Source organism: Flavimobilis marinus (assembly GCF_900113055.1).
In the GTDB taxonomy this organism is placed as follows: Bacteria; Actinomycetota; Actinomycetes; order Actinomycetales; family Cellulomonadaceae; genus Flavimobilis; species Flavimobilis marinus.
Genome location: NZ_FONZ01000001.1, coordinates 382,179 through 399,735 on the forward strand (window position 1 = coordinate 382,179; position 17,557 = coordinate 399,735).

Consider the following 17,557-nt stretch of genomic DNA (forward strand, 5'->3'; position numbering starts at 1 on the left):
GGGGCATCAGCCCGGCGCGCCGCCCAGGGCCTCGTGGGCCAGCTCCAGGGCCCGGCCCGGCGAGAGGCCGAGCGCGCGCGTCCGGGCCGCGTACTCGCGGGCGGCGACGGCGCCCTCGCGCTCGGCGTCGGCGCCCCGCACGGCGATGAACGTGCCCGCGCGCCCCCGGGTCTCGATCACCCCGGACTGCTCGAGCTCGCGGTAAGCCCGGGCGACGGTGTTGACCGCGAGGCCGAGGTCCCCGGCCAGCCGCCGCACGGTCGGCAGCCGGTGCCCGGGCGGCAGGGCACCGGACGCCGCGAGCGCCGCCACCTGGGCGCGAACCTGCTCGAACGGCGGGACGTGCGAGGTGGGGTCGAGGGAGAGGATCACGGCTGCGGCTCCGCGTCCGGCTGTGCGCCGGCCACGGCGGGGGCGGCCTGCGGGGCGGTCGGCCAGAGCCGGCGGCGGAAGTGCCGCTCGGGCCGCCGGGCGAGCGCGAGGAGGGTGAGGAGCACGAGCACCAGGATGTAGGTGCCGAAGACCCCGGACACGACGCCGACCGCGGGGTTCGCGGGCCAGCCGCCCTCGAGGCCCGCGTCCACGACGCCGAGGTAGAACAGCGGCGCGTAGAGCGTCACGATCAGCGGGGCGGTGATGGAGTCGCGCAGGGTGCGAGCGCGCAGGGCGTCGTCCCACGCGAGCTCGTGCGGGGTGGCGGCGACCTGGGGCCGGGCGAGGACGAGGCGGGCGCCCAGGGCCTCGGCCACGTTCGCGACGACGGGGCAGACGACGGCGACGACGGCGGCGCCCACGGGGAACGGCCCGAAGGCGATCGCGTCGCTGAGGGCGTCCACGAGTGCGAGCCCGCCGATCAGGAGGGGGGCGAGGAAGGCTCCGATCCGGAGCCCGAGGCGTTCGACCGGGTCGATGTAGTCGGCGTGCGTCGGGGTGGTCGCGCGAGCGATGCGCGGGCCGGCGGGCACCGGACGCGTGGACTCGTACCAGCCGTAGAGCGCACTGCCGGCTGCGTAGCCGAGGAAGAAGGCCAGGGCCACGACGATCCCGCCGACGGTCTCGGCTGGTTCCGTCAGCGCGGCCCAGAGCCCGCCGAACGCGACCGCGACCAGGGCTCCCACGCCGCTGGCGCGATCGCGCGCAGCGAGGCGGTCCACCACGCGCGGTGCCACGTCGTCGGTGAGGGCCAGGTCGACGCGGCGGGCGAAGGCGTGCGCGGCGGTCCGCGCGGCGGCGGGCCCGGTCACGCGGGCGACGGCCGCGATGGCGACGCCGCCCAGGATCGCCGCGAGCAAGGTGGGGGACATGCGGAAGCTCCTCAGTTTTGTGCCACGTTTGTACCAATGTAGCACTACACATCGAGGTCGGGGGAGCGGGAGGCGCCACTCGCCTCGAGCGCCTCCCGGACCAGCCGCCAGCGGCCGCGCGCGTGGGGTGGGAGCCCGTCGATCGCCGCGAGGAGCCGACGGGCATCGTGGGCGGCGCGCACCTCGTCGTCGAGCAGCAGGCCCTCGTACCGCTCGTCCGCCGCATACCGGGGCGTGCTCGCGTGCAGCGCGACGCGGTCGAGGAAGAGGGCCAGGTCGCGCGCCTGGGCCGCCCGGCCCGTGTGCCCGGGCGACGGCACGTGCGTCGCGACGAACTCGAAGCGGCCCTGCCACAACCGGCGGCTGCCCGGGTTATCCGCGAGCGCGACCACGGTGCCCATCGGCCGCCGCTCGCGGGAGCGAGCGGTGTGCGTCTCCCGGAAGGACGCGACGTCGTGGGCGAGCCGCAGGAAGTTGTCGTCCGTCAGCGAGGCGCCGACGATCAGCAGGTGCCGGGTCAGCAGCAGCGACTGCACCATCGCCCCCACCGGCCCCGAGCCGGAGTCGAACCCGACGACGTCGCTGCGGGACAGCACGGGCCGCGAGCCCTCGCGCAGGTCGCCGTGCATCTTGAGCACCCAGGGCTCACCCGCCTGCGCGTCGTCGAACGGCAGCGTGGCCGGGCCGGCGCCGACGGCGTCGCCCAGGGCCTGTTCGTACAGCGTGTCGTAGTTCGTGGTGACGACCGGGTCGCACCCGAGCGACGCCAGCAGAGCGTGCGCCAGGGCATACCGGCGCACGCACCCGAGGATGTCGCGCAGGTGCCGGCGCAGGTCCTCGCCCAGCTCCTGCTGCAGCAGCTGGGCCTGGTCGAGCGGGCTCGACAGCGCCGCGAGGTCGGCCACCAGGTCCGGTGACCCGGCGCGCTCGGCGAGCGCCGCGAGGAGGTCGCGCCAGCCCTGGAGGCCGGCGCCCATGCTGACGCCTCCGCCGACGAACAGGGCCAGCTCGCCGCGCCGAGCCCGGTGGGCGAGGTCACGTGCCTGCGACTCGAGGTCGTCGGGCAGCGGGCTGTCGTCGAGCGCCTGCCGGGCGTCCTGGAACGCCGAGAAGTCGGAGGCGTGCCGGGCGACGATCACCACGTCGATCGCGTGTCGCCCCGTGAAGGCGGTGCAGGCCGCGACGAGCCGAGCGACGACGTCACCCCGGGCCCCGCCGAGGCTGCCCTTGCCGACCCCGAGGACCGGGAGCGCGACGAGCGGCAGCAGGCGCCCGGTCCGCGCGGCCAGCGCGTCGTCCGCCGCGACCGCCTCGAGCAGACGCAGGACTCGGTCGGCGAGCTCCGCCGCACCGTCGGTCCCGCCCGTCGCGCGCGTGGGCACGACGTCGATGAACCACACCCGCCGCCGCTCGTCGTCGTCCCCGTCCGCGACGTCCCCGTCCGCCGCGGTGAAGGCCTCGCCCGGCGCCGGCCCGTACCCGTCGGCCGGCCACTCCACAGGCCGCAGGCGAGCGGCGTCGTCGGCGCTCGGGTCGTCCCCGAGCCCGAGGGTCTCGTACCAGTACGGCTCGAGGTGGAAGCCGCGGTCGGTCGGCACGACGACGGCGTCGCTCGACAGGTGCGCGAGGTCGCCCGGCGCGACGAACACGTGACCGTGCGGCATGCGTCCTCCTCGGGTCGGTGCGGGCGTGACCTCTCCATGGTTGCCTCGGAATGACCCGGCCGCCACGGCGTTGCACCGCAACCTGCGGCGCGCCCTCCCGCCGCTCCTACATCATCCCTACTTACTGTCCAACGGTGACATGTAGTAGTTGTCGCTGACGGGCCCGAAGGTCACACCGACCTTGCGACTTGGCTTGGAGAAGTCCGTCTGCGCCGCCCAACCACTGGTCTTCCACGTCTCCGGCACGGCGGCAGGGCTGGTCTTGGCTGCTGGCGCCGCGCGCTTCGTGCTGTCGCTTCGCGGCGCGGGCGGAGTCCGCTTGAGGAAGATCCAGTTGGCGCCTGACCGTCGCGCGCCGATCAGACGGTCACCGGAACGGAGCCACGGGTACTCCTCTTGGAACTCGCGGTAGGAGTCGTTCGAGACGACCGTTGCCCCAACCTTGTCAGCGAGCTTGAGCAGCAAAGCGTCGCCGGCGCCTTGGGTCCCCGCCGGCGGCTGGATCAGCTTGTTGGTGCGCAGGGCCTCGTCCACAGCCGGACGTTCGTCGTCGCTCACGAGGTGACGGAAGTTGGCGTCGACGACGACTTTGATGTCGGCGGCCGGGAAGTCTTCCAAGAGCTCGTCCAGTGCGACGAACAGCGTCTGCACGCTGGGACGTGGTTCAGCTCCCCCTTGGTTCCCTTCCCACGCCAGGTTGGAACCGTCGACGACAAGGACGACTTGCGATGTTCGGGCAGCCGGCTTTCGCAGCGGAGAGATCAGGGTTCGGCTTGCACTTGGGCCGGGCTTGGGAGCGACGGGTGCCCGCGCGGGGCGAGGCGGCACCTCCGCGACGTCGTGCGGGAGCTCGACGAACTCTTGCGACTCGTCGTCTTCGAAGATGTCGATCGGTCCGTCGAACACGACACGATCAGAGCGTATGAGGATGACCTTGAGCGAAACGGTGCCCTCGTTGGAGTACGTGAACTCCATCGAGAAGACGGCCTCCTCAGCGGGCAGCCGCTCGCCAAGGGGGATCTCGAGCTGCTTCAACCGCTGATTGAAGGGATCCGACAGCGTACGGTCAGGATCGCCCTCCCACACGTCAACGCGAATCTTCGACATGAACTCGTGCTTGGGCTTGTAGAGCCGCGTGCCTCGAAAGGGGAGCGGTGAGTTGCGCGGGATGATCTCCGAGAAGGTCGCGCCGTGTTCGCCTTGGACGCGAGTGCCCAGTGCGTTCGCAGTGACGAATGAGGGTAGGTCGTCGGTCTGGTTGCGCAGTGCGGCTGCCGCGAAGGCTGCCCCTTCGGCGACGGCAGTAAGTGGGTTGATGAGGAGCGCGTCGACGGGCTCCTGCTCGCAGGCCTCGGCGAGAAGGCGCCGGGCAAGGGGGATTCTGCTGCTGCCCCCGACCATGATGACTGCGTCGAGACCCAGTGGGTCGAGCCCGAGGTCCTCGAGCACCTCTCGAACTGGCTCGAGGGTCTGGGCGACGAGAGGACGTACAAGGTCCTCGAATTCCGCGCGGTCCAGGGTCGCGGTCGAGTCGCCCCGTGGACTCATGAGAAGTACTTGCTCGTCGACCGACAGGGAGATTTTGGCGCGCTCGACATCGAGGGCGAAGGCGCGCCGCTCATGGGGTGCCCAATCCGAGGAGCCTCGGAGCCGGGAAGCGAGGCGCGCGCGTAGGATCTCGTCGATGTCGATGCCGCCCAGCGCTGCGCGCCCGCTCGCCGCGCGCTCTTCCAGGACGCCGTCGCGGTACTCCAGCACGGTGGCGTCGATCGTCCCGCCACCCCAGTCATAGACGAGGTATGTGCCCTCGGTGCGCACACGATCGACGTAGGCCATGGCTGCCGCCGTGGGCTCGTTGATGAGCGAGAGCGCCTTGATGCCAGCCCGATGGGCAGCTTCGCGAGTGCGGTACCGCGCTTGCCCGGTGGACTTGGCAGGGACGGTGACAACGGCTTCGGCCACATCGAGGCCAGCGGTACCCATGCCGGACTTGATCGCGCGGAACAGGAGGGTGGCGACGTGCGACGCCGGGTATGAGCGGGGGCCGATCTGCACTGTCTGGTGGCCGGCGAGGAGTCGCTTGACGGCCTCGACCTGGTGAACGGAGCGGAGCTTGGCATTCCATCCAAACATCGCTTGCTGGGACGTCGCATCGGTGCCGTACACGGACGGGAAGACAAGCTCGCTGCCGAAGCCGTACCAGTCGGCATCGACGTTTGCACTGTCGAACGGGATGACGCGCGTCGTATCGTCCTCCCAGAGCGCGACCGCGCAATTGGATGTGCCGAAGTCGATGCCAAAGTTCACGGTGGGGTCCTATTCCTTCGAGTCCGACGGCACGATGTCGGCAGTGAGTTCTGGGTCGGTGGTGGTCGTGGTGGGGCGTTCGACGGCTACGCCCGCTTGGATGAGACGACTGGTGGCGAGGTCGACGTACGCGGGAGCCATGACGTCATAGGAGGTGGGGTCGTCGACACCGGGAAACCACAGCGGGTCCTCGATGGTCTCGACGCGCCGGACTCTGACCTCCCTCAGCGCTTGATCGGTCATGGCGCGCACGACATCGACCGACGTGGCTCGCTGAGCCATCTGTGAGAGGCGAACTACCAGGGCTTGCTGCTGATGGACCATGGCAGCGATCGCGAGCTCGCGATCAAGCTCCTGGGTGGTCGGGCCTTCCTCGCTGTCGCGCGACGCCGTGAGCGACTCGACGGCGGCCGTGAGGGGGGTGATGGTCGCCTTCAGCGCAGCTAGCTCCTCAGCGAGAGCGCGCAGTTCGCGAGGGGGTTCCGTCGGCGCGGCAGGCGCCTGTGTCCGGGGTTTGCCGGTCGCGCCCCGCGTCGCCGATCCAGCGGCCGGTGCTGCGCTTCGCTCTGTTGCCGGACCATCGGTGGCGCTGTCCGTAGCCTTGTCCTCGACCGCCGCCCCACGGGACTGGTGCCTCGTCGGTGCTGTCGGCTTTCGGCTCTTGGGGCCAGCCGTGCGCCTCGGAGACTTCTTCGGTTCCTCGGTTGCAGCAGGCTCTCCCCGAGGAGCGGCCTGGCGCGGCTGACCAGAGTTCTTCTCTCTCGAGGCGCGGGGACTCGGTGCAGCGCTCTTGGCCGCTCGGGCCGTCTGTCCCGCGTCGGGCGCCTTCTTCGTGCCGGGGTCAGACATATGTATTCACTTTCGTGAGCAGGGCTGTGGGCCGTGCACTGGCGAGCGCAGCAGTGCTGAGGGCGGCGTTGGCTTGGGCGCGCCACGTCGCAACGTCTCGTGGCGTCAGACCTCGCGTCTCCCGCCGGTAGGGAACGGAGGACGGCATGAGCTTGCCCCGCAGCGGAGGGCGGTAGATCCCCGCGTGCAAGGGCAGCACGAAGTGGGTCGATCCGCGTTCGATGCGCTGCTTGGCCCAGTTGAGCTCTGCGGAGCGCTCTTCATCGGCGCGATGCTCAAGACGCAGTGCCTTCCACCGTGCCTTCCAGTGCGGGGCGGCATCGTCGACACCGAGGACGACGAACGGACTCTTGACGGCTTCGCGCGCGATCGGTGCCCCGCTGTCCTTCAGCCGGCGACAGGCTTCAGTGAGCAGCTCAGCATTGTGCGCGGCTCGCGGGTCGGTGATCTTGCGGACTCGCGAGAGCGCTGCGCGCCACGCGCTCGCCTCATTGCTGGTCATGACCTCGATGTACGCGGCAATCATCTCCACCTCGCCCTGGACTATCAGGCCCCCACCGACTGAGCGAGCGTGTCCGAGCAGCGCGCGCCCAGCGTGCGGCCCACGGGAGTGGAGCGCGCGCCTCAGCCGATGGAGCGCTTGCCATCGAATGAACTCTGTCGAAGCGCCAACGATCCCGCCTTCGACTCGGGCGTCGAGCAGGCGCCAGAACGACGGGTCGCTCGAGTAGTTGTGCAGCGCATCCTCCGGGGTAGCAAGGAACTGCTCGAGGACCGCCATGTGGCTGTCACGCTGCGTGATCGCTTCGGAGGCGGCTGTGAGGTCGCCGTTGAGCGCACGGTAGAGCCGGTCCATCTCGTCCGGTGCTGCGGTCGGGTCTACCCCCGTCGCGCGGGCCGGGTCGCTTCCCGCGAGGAGGGCGCGCCGCCGGGCTTCGTGGGTCCATCCGAGGAGCGAGACTTCGTCGTCCGACAGCTGACGAGGTTCAGATCGCGCGCGAAGGTAGGCGCGCTCCCGTGAGTTCCACGTGCTTGGGTCGAGGGTGCGGCTCGCCGTGGGGTGCCGGAGGAGCGCTTCCTCGGCGAGGACGGTGTCGCCTGAACCGACCATCGCAGCGGCGTCGGACCGCAGCAGCGCTTCCCCGCTCGCGACGCTCTCGAGGCCCCGCGCGATCTGCGCGGCGGGGGCCAGTTCGCCCGTGGACATCCGCAAGGGTAGGGAGAGGGCAACGACGTACGCGTCGTCGTCGGCGACATCGATGAACCGCGCTGCATCGAGTGCGCACAAGATCTCGCTAGCGACCTCGGGCGGTAACGCCTCAAGCGCGCTTTGCGTTCGCGGCCACGCTTGGCTGCGCCATGCCGCGATGCCCGACGCCGTCGGTGCGACCCGGGCGATCGTGTCGTCGACCAGGCGCGCGCTCCTTCGAAGGTCATCCTGGAGTTGGCGTCTGGCGGACAGGCGTCGCATCAGGTGCACCAGTTGTCGACGGAGCCTCGCCTGCTGACGGAGCTCTGCCTCTCCAAGCAGAGCGCTGGTCGCAGCGCGGTGCCGAGCGGCCCGGCGCGCCTCGAGAACTGCTCGACGCTCGAGCTCTCGCTGGACGAGGTGCTGGCGCTCGATCTGCGCGGGCGAGAGATCCGCGGCAGGTGAGGAGTGCGTCCGAGACATCGCGTCTCCTCTCAGGGGTGTGTGCTCCAGCGCTGCTGGTCGCTGTATCGGCACGGATCGCGCTCCCCATGAGTTCGGGGAGCGCGCCCGGCCGGTCTGAAGAGACCGTCGTCGGCCCTCGACGACCTAACTTCCCGCGACGAAGAACACCGGATCCGACCACCCGGCCGTGAGCGTCCACAGCCCCTCGGCGCCCTCCGGGACGACGACGCAGGTGTTGCCCTTCGCGACGCCGCCCTCGTACAGCTCACCGACGTCGTCCAGGTCGTCGGGGATCATACCGCAGCGGTCCTCGTAGGTGACGCCGTCGGCACCGACGAACTTCACGCGGAGGTCGAGCCAGGCGAACCCGGACTCGTCCCCGATGTAGGTCGCGGTGACGGGCACGAGGTAGAACTCGAAGCCGTCGGCGGGTGGGTCGTTGAACTGGTTCTCGGCCTTGACGCGTTTCCATGCCTCGGTGGGCTCGCCGAGCGTGACGGACCAGTCTTCGTTCCCGACGGTTTCGCCGATCGTGAAGGGGGCGCTCCGGCTGCCTTCGGCGGCAGCATCCGGGGTGGGCGTCGGCTCGTCGTCTGCGGGTTCGGTGGTCGGCTCGACCGCGGACGGGCTGGGAGTCGCCGGGTCCTCCGTCGTGGACGCAGTCGTGCTGGCTGCGGACGGGAGGGTCACGGCTGGCGTGTCGTCAGACTGGGTGCCCACGGAGCCAAGGATCAGACCCAGCACGAGCCCGCCCGCGCCCCACGAGGCGGCGATGAGCTTGGTGCGCGGCTTCCTCCGGGTGGGAGGCGGCGGGGGCGGGGTGAGTGGGTCGTAGGCAGGGCCAGGAGTTGGGGCGGCCGGGGGCGGTGTCATCTCGATCTCCTTTGCGTCGGTCGTGGTGGTGCCACTCTGTCTGCGGCCGGCCGATTTGCCCTAGCAATGCGCGCGATAATGGGGGTTATCAAGCAACAGGCTGTTGTGGGTCACGCCGCCGGTCTAGATTGACCACACGACATCAACGGACCCACCAGGGAGGTGCGGCATGACGATCACTTCGGCACCCGCACCACTCATGACCCTCGCGGACGTTGCCGCGCTCGCTCAGGTCCAGCGTCCGGTGGTCTCGATGTGGCGCCGGCGCAAGGCGGAGAGCGCTCAGCCGTTTCCGGCTCCCGCGGTGCTCGAAGAGGGCCGCGAGTACTTCGACCAGGCCTCCGTGGTCGAGTGGCTGCTCGCGACGGCGCTCGGTAACAACCCGGCTGTGGCGGAGGACGCCGCGATGTTCGTCGCACTGGACGCGCTTGGGTCCGCTGAGCGTCCGACGGCGCTGGCCGGGCTCACGTCCCTCCTCGCGGTCAAGGCGCTCACCGGTGAGGAGCTGTCCGCCCGCTCGGCCGCGGAGCTCCTTGAGCTGGCCGACGACGTCGATCCCGCCGACGCCTTCGTCTACAGCGAGATCGACGCGCTGGGGGAGAGCGCACCCGACTGGGCGGCACGCGCGGACGCCATGGCTGCGGCTGCCTATACGCCGTCGGCGGCGCTCGCGGCTCTCGACGCGATGCGCGTGCGCCTCGGGATGCACGTCGCGGGCGCGACAGCGCTCGACGCGCGGGCGGCCGACTTCGTCGCTCGAATCGTCGCGACGGTGCTCGGTGTCGAGGGGCCCGCGGCCATCGTCGCCGCCACGGGGGCGACCTCGACCCTGGGGCGTGCGCGCGCCCGGTTCCTGGAGGGTGCCGAACCCGAGGTCCTGCTCCCGCTCGCGCGCAGCGCCGCCGGACGGCATGCCCACCGACTGCTGGCTGGGGCGGGCTGGTCGACCCGCGTGGTCGGGGGTGACCTGCTGGAGCAGGTGCCGACGGGCAGCGTGCTCTACGCGCAGTTCCCGAGCCCGGAGCTCGTCGACGCGTCTGACGCGCAGGTGCTGGAAGCGGTCGAGGAGCTTGCGCTGTCGATGCGGGACGAGGATCGCGCCGTGGTCGTCGCCCCGGCGAGCGGGCTGGTGCAGGCGACGACGCCGGCGCTCGCGCAGGCGCGCGCTGCGGTGCTGCGCACGGGTCGGGTGCGCGCGGTCCTGCTCCTGCCCGCGGGGTGCTGGCCGGCCCACCCGCGACAGCGCCTGGCGATTTGGGTGCTCGGCTCCGCGCACCCGGGTGTTCCAGTCGAGCGGCGGTGGGTCACGGTCGCGGAGCCGGACAGTGCCGCCCTTGATGAGCCGAGAGTGGAGGACGTCGTCACGGATGTCCTCGCGGCCCTCGGCGATGAGCGAGCGGTCCGTGCTCACGCCTTCCGCTACGCGCGCGTCGTCGGCACGAGCGACCTCGTGGCCACGCGCGGCGACCTCGTCGGACCGCCCGACGTGACCCGGGCGCGCGCACAGATCGACTCGGTAGCTGCCGCGCTGCGCGTGGAGGAGGCCGCGGCCCGAGTCTCCGTTCCGGTCGTGCCGTTCGGCGTCGAGGTCGAGCATCACGAGCCCGGCCCGAGGCCGACGACGACGCTCGGAGCACTTGTCCGCGACAAGGCCGTGCGCCGCGTGGCGGGGAGCCGGATCGCCGCCGAGGACATCGAGGACGGGGGCAGTGGCGCGGTCGTCCTCGGGGTTGCCGAACTTATGGGCGACAGCCCGCGAGGGGCCAGGACAGTCGACCGCCTGACCCTCGCGGGCAGCTATCCGTCCTCGCGCTACACCCAGCCGGGGGACGTCGTGTTCTGCACGTCCCCGACGCCGCGTGCCTTTGTGGACACCGACGGAGTGTGCGTCGTCGCATCGCCCGCACGTGTCCTCCGCCTGACGGAATCCGCGCCGGCCGGCCTCCTCCCGGAGGTCCTCGCGCAGGCGATCCGCGCCGCCCCGCCGGGCGAGCCGTGGCGATCGTGGCGCGTGCCCCTGGTCCCCGACGCTCAGGCGCCGGTGCTGCAGGACGCGCTCGAGCGGTCGGCCCAGGTGCGGGCCGATCTGCAGGCCCGTCTCGCCGCCCTCGACGACGCCACCACCACCCTGACTGACGCCGTTGCGTGCGGCGCCCTCGCCCTCACGTCTGCGCGTGCCGACGTATCCACTGAGAAGGAAGGCTGACCATGCCCCCCAGGAAGCGTTCTGCGGATCCGTCCGCGCCCATGACGATGAAGGAGCTCAAGGACACGCTGTGGAAGGCAGCGGACAAGCTGCGCGGCTCGATGGATGCCTCGCAGTACAAGGACGTGATCCTCGGGCTCGTGTTCCTCAAGTACGTGTCGGACGCGTTCGACGAGCGCCGCCAGCAGATCAACGACGACCTCCTGGCGGAGGGCTACCGCGAGGATCAGGTGGCCGGGCTGCTGGACGACATCGACGAGTACACCGGTGCCGGCGTCTTCTGGGTGCCGACGACGGCGCGCTGGCGCTACCTCGCGGAGCACGCGAAGGGCCTGCCGGCGGCGATGGGCGAGCCCGCGCGGACGGTCGGCGAGCTGGTCGATGACGCGATGGCGCTCATCATGGGCGCGAACCCCTCGCTCGTGGGGACGCTGCCGCGCATCTTCAACCAGGACAACGTCGAGCAGCGCCGCCTGGGCGAGCTGATCGACCTGCTGAACGACACCCGGTTCACCGGTGGTGGCGCGAGCAAGGCGCGCGACCTGCTGGGGGAGGTGTACGAGTACTTCCTGGGCAAGTTCGCCGCCGCCGAGGGCAAGCGGGGTGGGGAGTTCTACACGCCCCCGGGTGTGGTGCGGGTGCTCGTCGAGGTGCTCGAGCCCTACCAGGGCCGGGTGTACGACCCGTGCTGCGGGTCGGGCGGCATGTTCGTGCAGACAGAGAAGTTCCTCGAGCGGCACGACGCCGACACTCAGGCCATCTCGATCTTCGGCCAGGAGCTCAATGAGCGCACGTGGCGCATGGCGAAGATGAACCTCGCGGTGCACGGCCTGAATGCGAACCTGGGCAGCAAGTGGCAGGACACGTTCGCGCGCGACATCCACCCGGACGTGGCGATGGATTATGTCCTGGCGAACCCGCCGTTCAACATCAAGGACTGGGCGCGTTCGGAGAGCGACCCGCGGTGGAAGTACGGCGTGCCGCCCGCGGGGAACGCGAACTACGCGTGGGTGCAGCACATCCTGTCGAAGCTCGCCCCGGGCGGGTCCGCGGGCGTCGTGATGGCGAACGGTTCCATGTCGACCAACTCCGGGGGAGAGGGCGACATCCGGGCGCGAATCGTCGAGGCGGACCTGGTGTCCTGCATGGTGGCGCTGCCCACTCAGCTGTTCCGGTCGACGGGCATCCCGGTGTGCGTGTGGTTCTTCGCCAAGGACAAGACGGCGGGCGACGGCGGGGCGGTCGACCGCACCGGCCAGGTGCTCTTCATCGATGCCCGCAACCTCGGACACATGGTCGACCGCGCGGAGCGCGCGCTGTCCGACGCCGACATCGCGCGCATCGCCAGCACGTTCCACGCCTGGCGCGGGACGCCGTCGGCGATCGAGGCCGGGCAGACGTACGACGACGTCGCGGGGTTCTGCAAGTCAGCGACTCTCGCCGAGATCAAGGCGGCGGACTACGCGCTCACGCCCGGGCGGTATGTCGGTGCGGCCGAGGTCGAGGAGGACGCCGAGCCGCTCGACGAGAAGATCGAGCGGTTGACGGGCGAGCTGTTCGCGCAGTTCGAAGAGTCCGCCCGGCTCGAGCAGGTCGTCCGCGAGCAGCTGGGGAGGATCCGTGGCTGACTTCTATCTCAGCGACGTCTGCGATCAAATCGTCGACTGTGAGCATAAGTCGGCGCCGATCGATTTGACCGGTGAGTGCTTTGCGGTCGGAACGCCTGCGATGCGCGGAAACATCATCAACTTCGATGAGGCTCGACGGATCTCACGCGAGACATACGATCTGTGGACGAAGCGGCTGTGCCCGCAGGAGGGGGACCTCTTGCTGGCGCGTGAAGCTCCAGTCGGGCCTGTCGTGCGCATTCCTCGAGGCGTTCGTGTCGCTCCGGGCCAGCGCACCGTTCTTTTGCGTCCTGCTCGAGATCGAGCGGATAGCCGATTCCTGTACTATTTGCTTACATCTCCAAAAAATCTGGCGCTGCTACAAGTCAAGGCCGCCGGCTCGACCGTCCCGCACTTGAACGTTGCGGACGTCCGGACGTTTCCGCTAACCGGTTTCCCCGCCCTCGACAAGCAGCGAGCGATCGCGGAGGTGCTGGGCGCGCTCGACGACAAGATCGCCGCCAACACGAAGATGATCGCGATCGGGGAAGGGCTCATAGACGCTCACTTTGAGCGCTCCATTGCCGGCGATTCGGAGACTGCGACCTTGGCGACAGTTGCCGAGTTTCACAATCGTCTCCGCGTTCCACTGTCGTCGCGGGAGCGTGAATCGCGGCCAGGGCCGATCCCTTACTATGGAGCCAGTGGTGTCTTTGGGTGGGTGGACGAAGCCCTCTTTGACGATCGCCTGGTTCTCGTCGGCGAGGATGGTTCTGTGATCACAGAACAGCGCCGGCCGGTGACGCAGTATATCTGGGGTCCTGCGTGGGTGAACAACCATGCACACGTGCTTTCAGGCCGCGGCGTCTCCACGGAAGTGCTCTATGTCGCGATTCGCCGTGCAGATGTCTCAACACTAGTCACAGGTGCCGTACAACCGAAGATCAGTATGGGCAATCTCAAGCGGCTGGAGATTCGCCTTCCGGTGGCGGACGCGCGGCAGGACCTCGAGCGGAGCGCCGCCGCCTGGTTCGCAACTCGTCGGAATCTCTACGCGGAGAACGCCACTCTCGCGGCCACCCGCGACGCCCTGCTCCCCGCTCTCATGTCGGGCACGCTCCGCGTGCGCGACGCCATCGACCTCGTTGAGGAGACCGCATCATGACTGACCAGTTCGCACCGCCGCCCGACCACCAGCCCCAGGTCACGACGCCACCCAACCCGCCGGTCCCTCCCAGCCCAGCGCCGTCGTCGTCGGCCGAGTGGCCCCCGCCTGCCCGGCGTCCGCGCCCGGCGTGGGTGCTCCCGGTGGCGACGGGAGTCGTGGGCCTGCTGCTCGGCGCGGGCGGCGTCGGCGTCGTCGTCGCGGTCATGAACAAGTCAGCGCAGGCGGCGACGCTCGAGGTGCTCTCGGACGCCGTCGACGCCTGTGACCTCGCCGGCGCCTCCGGAATCACGGTCGCCGACGAGGGCGCCTCCCTCATCTTCGACACCAAGGGTGAGGAGGACTTCATGGGCGCCGACTACCTCGACACGGCCTGCCTGTTCGCCGAGCTGGACATGCCGACGCACATCACCTCCCACATCAGCCAGACGACCTCGATGGACGGCCGGCAGACCGAGGAGTGGGACGACCTCTCAGTCTCCTGGTCGTACCACCCGGATCGCGGCCTCGATGGGGTCCTGACCGTGGGTGCCGACTGACGTTGGGGCCACGCCCCGCCACTCTTAAGACGACTCTCAAGGGACTTACAAGGTGAAGTCGCAGGTTAAGAGCAGAAGTCCGATGCCACGTCTTCGTGCGCACGCTTTGGCCGCCATGCCCGACTCCTGGGTGAGCCAAGAACGCCGCGACCACTGGACCAGACCCGCGTCGAAGGAGACATCATGAGTGCAGCTCTGAACGAGGACGCCTGGGAGCAGCTCGCCCTCGAGGTGCTGGCCGAGCCACTGATGTGGGAGCCCGTGCCCGGCGCTGCGATTGCCCCGGGGACCGGGGAGCGGGAGACGTGGGACGAGCTCGTCATCCCGTCCCGCCTGCGGGCAGCCATGCGCGCGCTCAATCCGGCCGTCCCGCGCGACTACCTCGACCAGGCCCTCGCCATGGTCCTCGCCCCGGCGTCGCAGGACGCCATCGCAGAGAACCAGCGGCTGCACGGCTTCCTCACCGAGGGTTTCCGTGGCCTGAGCTACATCGACGACGCCGGCCAGCAGCAGACCCCGACCATCCGGCTGGTCAGCGCGGAACCCAGCGAGAATTCCTGGCTCGCCGTCAACCAGGTCACCGTGATCCGCGGCGACTACGAGCGGCGCTTCGACGTCGTCCTCTACCTCAACGGGCTGCCCGTGGCGATCATCGAGCTCAAGCGCGCCGGCGCCGCGCGCGCCGACGTCACCGCCGCTCACGCCCAGCTGCAGACCTACGTGCGCGAGTTCCCCCTCGCGTTCCGGTTCGCCGTGCTCGTCCTCGCCTCCGACGGCATCTCCGCCAAGTACGGCACGCCCTTCACGCCGCTGCACCACTTCGCGCCGTGGAACGTGACCGACGAGGGCGAGGTCGCGACGTCGGCCACGATGGCCGAGGGCGAGACCGCCCTGGACCTCGCCCTGCACGGCCTGTTCAACCAGGAGCGGTTCCTGCAGATCCTGCGCGGCTTCGTGGCCTTCGACGAGGGCGAGGCCGGGCTCGCCAAGCGCATCGCCAAGCCCCACCAGTACTTCGCCGTCACCAAGGCCGTCGGCACCACGGTCCAGGCGGTCGAGACCAACGGCAAGGCCGGCGTCGTCTGGCACACCCAGGGCTCGGGCAAGTCCATGGAGATGGAGCTGTACGCCGCCCACGTCATGCGCCACCCCAAGCTCAAGAACCCGACCATCGTGGTCGTCACCGACCGCAACGAGCTCGACGGCCAGCTCTTCGAGACGTTCAGCCAGAGCCTGCTCATCCCCGAGGCCCCCCAGCGTGTGCGCCGCCGCGAGGAGCTGCGCAGCGAGCTCAGCGGCCGCGCGTCCGGTGGCCTGTACTTCACCACCCTGCAGAAGTTCGGGCGCAGCCAGGCCGAGCGGGAAGCCGGCGCCGACCACCCGCTGCTGTCGGAGCGGTCCAACATCATCGTGATCGTCGACGAGGCCCACCGCAGCCACTACGACGACCTCGACGGCTACGCGCGGCACCTGCGTGACGCCCTTCCGCACGCCACCCTGATCGCGTTCACCGGCACGCCCATCTCCTTCGCGGACCGCAACACGCGCGACGTGTTCGGGGACTACATCGACATCTACGACCTCACCCGCGCCGTCGAGGACGGGGCCACCGTTCCCGTCTACTTTGAGAGCCGGCTCGTCAAGGTGCAGATGGCCGCGGGCGTCAGCGAGGACGTCATCGACGCCGCTGCCGACGAGGTCACCGCCGGGCTCGACGACGTCGAGCGCGAACGCCTCGAGCAGTCCGTCGCGGTCATCAACGCCGTCTACGGCGCCCCGGAGCGCATCGCCATGCTCGCCGCGGACGTCGTCGAGCACTGGGAGTCCCGGCGGAGCGACATGGCGCGCGTGCTGGGCACCACCGAGCGACCGTCCGTGCCGGGAAAGGCGATGATCGTCGGCGCCACGCGAGAGATCTGCGCGCGGCTCTACGACGCGATCATCTCCCTGCGCCCCGACTGGCACTCCGACGAGCTGTCGGAGGGGCGCATCAAGGTCGTCTACTCCGGGACGGCCTCCGACGTGCCCCCGGTCTCCGCGCATGTGCGGCGCGACTCGGCCAACGCCACCGTCAAGGCCCGGCTCAAGGACCCCGACGACGAGCTCGAGATCGTGATCGTCAAGGACATGATGCTCACCGGGTTCGACGCGCCGCCCCTGCACACGATCTACCTGGACCGCCCTCTCAAGGGCGCGCTCCTCATGCAGACCCTCGCCCGGGTCAACCGCACGTTCCGCGGCAAGCAGGACGGCCTGCTCGTCGCCTATGCGCCGCTCGCCGACAACCTCGCGAACGCGCTCGCGGAGTACACCGCGACCGATCAGGAGACCAAGCCCATCGGGCGGTCCGTGGACGACGCGGTCGCGCTGACCGAGGAGCTCCTCGGGCGGGTGCGCGAGGTCCTGGCCGGGCACGACTGGCGGGCCCGGGCCGCGCGACCCGGCCCGCGCGCCTTCATCTCGGCCGTGAACTCGACGGTCAACTACCTGCGCGACCCCGCGACGCCGGGCAACAAGGTCACGGGCGACGACGAGACGCTCGGCGCTCAGTTCCGCCGTCTCGCGGGCCAGCTCGCGCGCGCCTGGGCCATTGCCGGGCGCGCAGACGAGCTCGCGCCGCTGCGCCCCGAGGTGCAGTTCTACGAAGAGGTGCGCGTGTGGATGGGCAAGTGGGACGCCGAGGACCGCCAGGCCCGCGGCGAACCCATCCCCGACGAGGTGCAGCGGCTGCTGAACCAGCTCGTCGCAGGTGCCGTCGTCTCGAGCGAGGTGCTCGACATCTACGGCGCGGCAGGGATGCCCCGGCCGTCCCTCAGCGAGCTCACGCCCGACTTCCTGGCGCGCACCCAGAGCGCCGAGCACCCACACCTAGCGATCGAGGCGCTGCGCAAGCTCGTCATGGAGGAGTCCCGGTCCGTCACGCGGCACAACCTGGTGCGCCAGCGTGCGTTCTCCGACCGGCTGGTCGAGCTGATGACCCGGTACACGAACCAGCAGCTGACCTCCGCAGAAGTCATCGCCGCCATGATCGAGCTCGCCAAGGAGATCGCCCACGAGGCCGACCGCGGCAAGACATTCGACCCACCGCTCGACGAGGACCAGCTCGCCTTCTACGACGCGGTCGCGGCCAACGAGTCCGCGGTCGACGTGCAGGGCACGGACGTGCTCGCGCAGATCGCCCGTGAGCTCGTCGCCGTGATGCGCCGCGACGTCAAGACGGACTGGACGGTCCGCGACGATGTCAAGGCCAAGCTCCGGTCGTCGATCAAGCGCCTGCTCGTGAAGTACGACTACCCGCCGGACAAGCAGCCCGGGGCGATCAAGCTGGTCATGGAGCAGATGGAGACGATGGCGCACCGGATGGTGGCGTGATGAATCAACGGGCGGAC

General features: G+C 70.0%; 13 protein-coding genes. 6 read left to right on the forward strand and 7 right to left on the reverse strand.

What is annotated here, in order from left to right; genetic code table 11:
- Positions 1–6 precede the first annotated feature (6 nt).
- The 6 genes from BMZ30_RS13885 to BMZ30_RS01750 form a co-directional block, all read right to left on the reverse strand.
- Entirely contained in the window at positions 7–372 is a 366-nt protein-coding gene (locus BMZ30_RS13885; RefSeq protein ID WP_093374484.1) for a GntR family transcriptional regulator, read from the reverse strand.
- On the reverse strand, positions 369–1,304 hold the full coding sequence (locus BMZ30_RS01730) for a hypothetical protein (RefSeq protein ID WP_093374486.1): 936 nt from the start codon (positions 1,302–1,304) through the stop codon (positions 369–371). The genes BMZ30_RS13885 and BMZ30_RS01730 overlap by 4 nt, the downstream gene beginning before the upstream one ends.
- Before the next feature lie 44 nt (positions 1,305–1,348).
- The gene (locus BMZ30_RS01735; RefSeq protein ID WP_093374488.1) at positions 1,349–2,968 is read right to left on the reverse strand and encodes an SIR2 family NAD-dependent protein deacylase; all 1,620 of its coding nucleotides are present in this window, start codon (positions 2,966–2,968) and stop codon (positions 1,349–1,351) included.
- Between the two features lie 117 nt (positions 2,969–3,085).
- On the reverse strand, positions 3,086–5,275 hold the full coding sequence (locus BMZ30_RS01740) for an Hsp70 family protein (protein ID WP_093374490.1): 2,190 nt from the start codon (positions 5,273–5,275) through the stop codon (positions 3,086–3,088).
- A 9-nt stretch (positions 5,276–5,284) separates the two neighbouring features.
- Positions 5,285–6,124 carry a hypothetical protein gene (locus tag BMZ30_RS13465; RefSeq protein WP_143073102.1) on the reverse strand — a complete coding sequence of 280 codons (840 nt, stop codon included), beginning with the start codon at positions 6,122–6,124 and terminating at the stop codon, positions 5,285–5,287.
- Positions 6,117–7,595, reverse strand: a complete 1,479-nt coding sequence (locus BMZ30_RS01750) for a hypothetical protein (RefSeq protein WP_143073103.1) — start codon at positions 7,593–7,595, stop codon at positions 6,117–6,119. The genes BMZ30_RS13465 and BMZ30_RS01750 overlap by 8 nt, the downstream gene beginning before the upstream one ends.
- Before the next feature lie 12 nt (positions 7,596–7,607).
- Between BMZ30_RS01750 and BMZ30_RS13650 the strand changes: the two genes are divergently transcribed.
- Complete coding sequence (locus BMZ30_RS13650) at positions 7,608–7,778, forward strand: hypothetical protein (RefSeq protein ID WP_177191245.1); 171 nt, start codon at positions 7,608–7,610, stop codon at positions 7,776–7,778.
- 144 nt (positions 7,779–7,922) lie between these two features.
- Here the strand turns inward: BMZ30_RS13650 and BMZ30_RS01760 are convergent, their stop codons facing one another.
- The gene (locus BMZ30_RS01760) at positions 7,923–8,498 is read right to left on the reverse strand and encodes a hypothetical protein (RefSeq protein ID WP_143073104.1); all 576 of its coding nucleotides are present in this window, start codon (positions 8,496–8,498) and stop codon (positions 7,923–7,925) included.
- A 322-nt stretch (positions 8,499–8,820) separates the two neighbouring features.
- Between BMZ30_RS01760 and BMZ30_RS01765 the strand changes: the two genes are divergently transcribed.
- From BMZ30_RS01765 to BMZ30_RS01785, 5 genes are all read left to right on the forward strand, one after another.
- Positions 8,821–10,857, forward strand: a complete 2,037-nt coding sequence (locus BMZ30_RS01765; RefSeq protein ID WP_143073105.1) for a hypothetical protein — start codon at positions 8,821–8,823, stop codon at positions 10,855–10,857.
- A 2-nt stretch (positions 10,858–10,859) separates the two neighbouring features.
- Entirely contained in the window at positions 10,860–12,485 is a 1,626-nt protein-coding gene (locus tag BMZ30_RS01770; protein ID WP_093374502.1) for a class I SAM-dependent DNA methyltransferase, read from the forward strand.
- The gene (locus BMZ30_RS01775) at positions 12,478–13,629 is read left to right on the forward strand and encodes a restriction endonuclease subunit S (RefSeq protein WP_093374504.1); all 1,152 of its coding nucleotides are present in this window, start codon (positions 12,478–12,480) and stop codon (positions 13,627–13,629) included. Before BMZ30_RS01770 ends, BMZ30_RS01775 begins: the two co-directional genes overlap by 8 nt.
- The gene (locus tag BMZ30_RS01780; protein ID WP_093374506.1) at positions 13,626–14,168 is read left to right on the forward strand and encodes a hypothetical protein; all 543 of its coding nucleotides are present in this window, start codon (positions 13,626–13,628) and stop codon (positions 14,166–14,168) included. The genes BMZ30_RS01775 and BMZ30_RS01780 overlap by 4 nt, the downstream gene beginning before the upstream one ends.
- Positions 14,169–14,351: 183 nt before the next feature.
- A complete protein-coding gene (locus BMZ30_RS01785) occupies positions 14,352–17,540 on the forward strand; it encodes a type I restriction endonuclease subunit R (protein ID WP_093374508.1) in 3,189 nt (1,062 codons plus the stop codon).
- The last annotated feature ends 17 nt before the right edge of the window (positions 17,541–17,557 follow it).

What these genes read in the sequence shown, in the direction of transcription:
- BMZ30_RS01770 (WP_093374502.1), top strand. Translation starts at nt 10,860, where the DNA reads ATGCCCCCCAGGAAGCGTTCTGCGGATCCGTCCGCGCCCATGACGATG.
- BMZ30_RS01730 (WP_093374486.1), bottom strand. Translation starts at nt 1,304, where the DNA reads ATGTCCCCCACCTTGCTCGCGGCGATCCTGGGCGGCGTCGCCATCGCG.
- BMZ30_RS01785 (WP_093374508.1), top strand. Translation starts at nt 14,352, where the DNA reads ATGAGTGCAGCTCTGAACGAGGACGCCTGGGAGCAGCTCGCCCTCGAG.
- BMZ30_RS01780 (WP_093374506.1), top strand. Translation starts at nt 13,626, where the DNA reads ATGACTGACCAGTTCGCACCGCCGCCCGACCACCAGCCCCAGGTCACG.
- BMZ30_RS01735 (WP_093374488.1), bottom strand. Translation starts at nt 2,968, where the DNA reads ATGCCGCACGGTCACGTGTTCGTCGCGCCGGGCGACCTCGCGCACCTG.
- BMZ30_RS01750 (WP_143073103.1), bottom strand. Translation starts at nt 7,595, where the DNA reads ATGCGACGCCTGTCCGCCAGACGCCAACTCCAGGATGACCTTCGAAGG.
- BMZ30_RS01765 (WP_143073105.1), top strand. Translation starts at nt 8,821, where the DNA reads ATGACGATCACTTCGGCACCCGCACCACTCATGACCCTCGCGGACGTT.
- BMZ30_RS13465 (WP_143073102.1), bottom strand. Translation starts at nt 6,124, where the DNA reads ATGTCTGACCCCGGCACGAAGAAGGCGCCCGACGCGGGACAGACGGCC.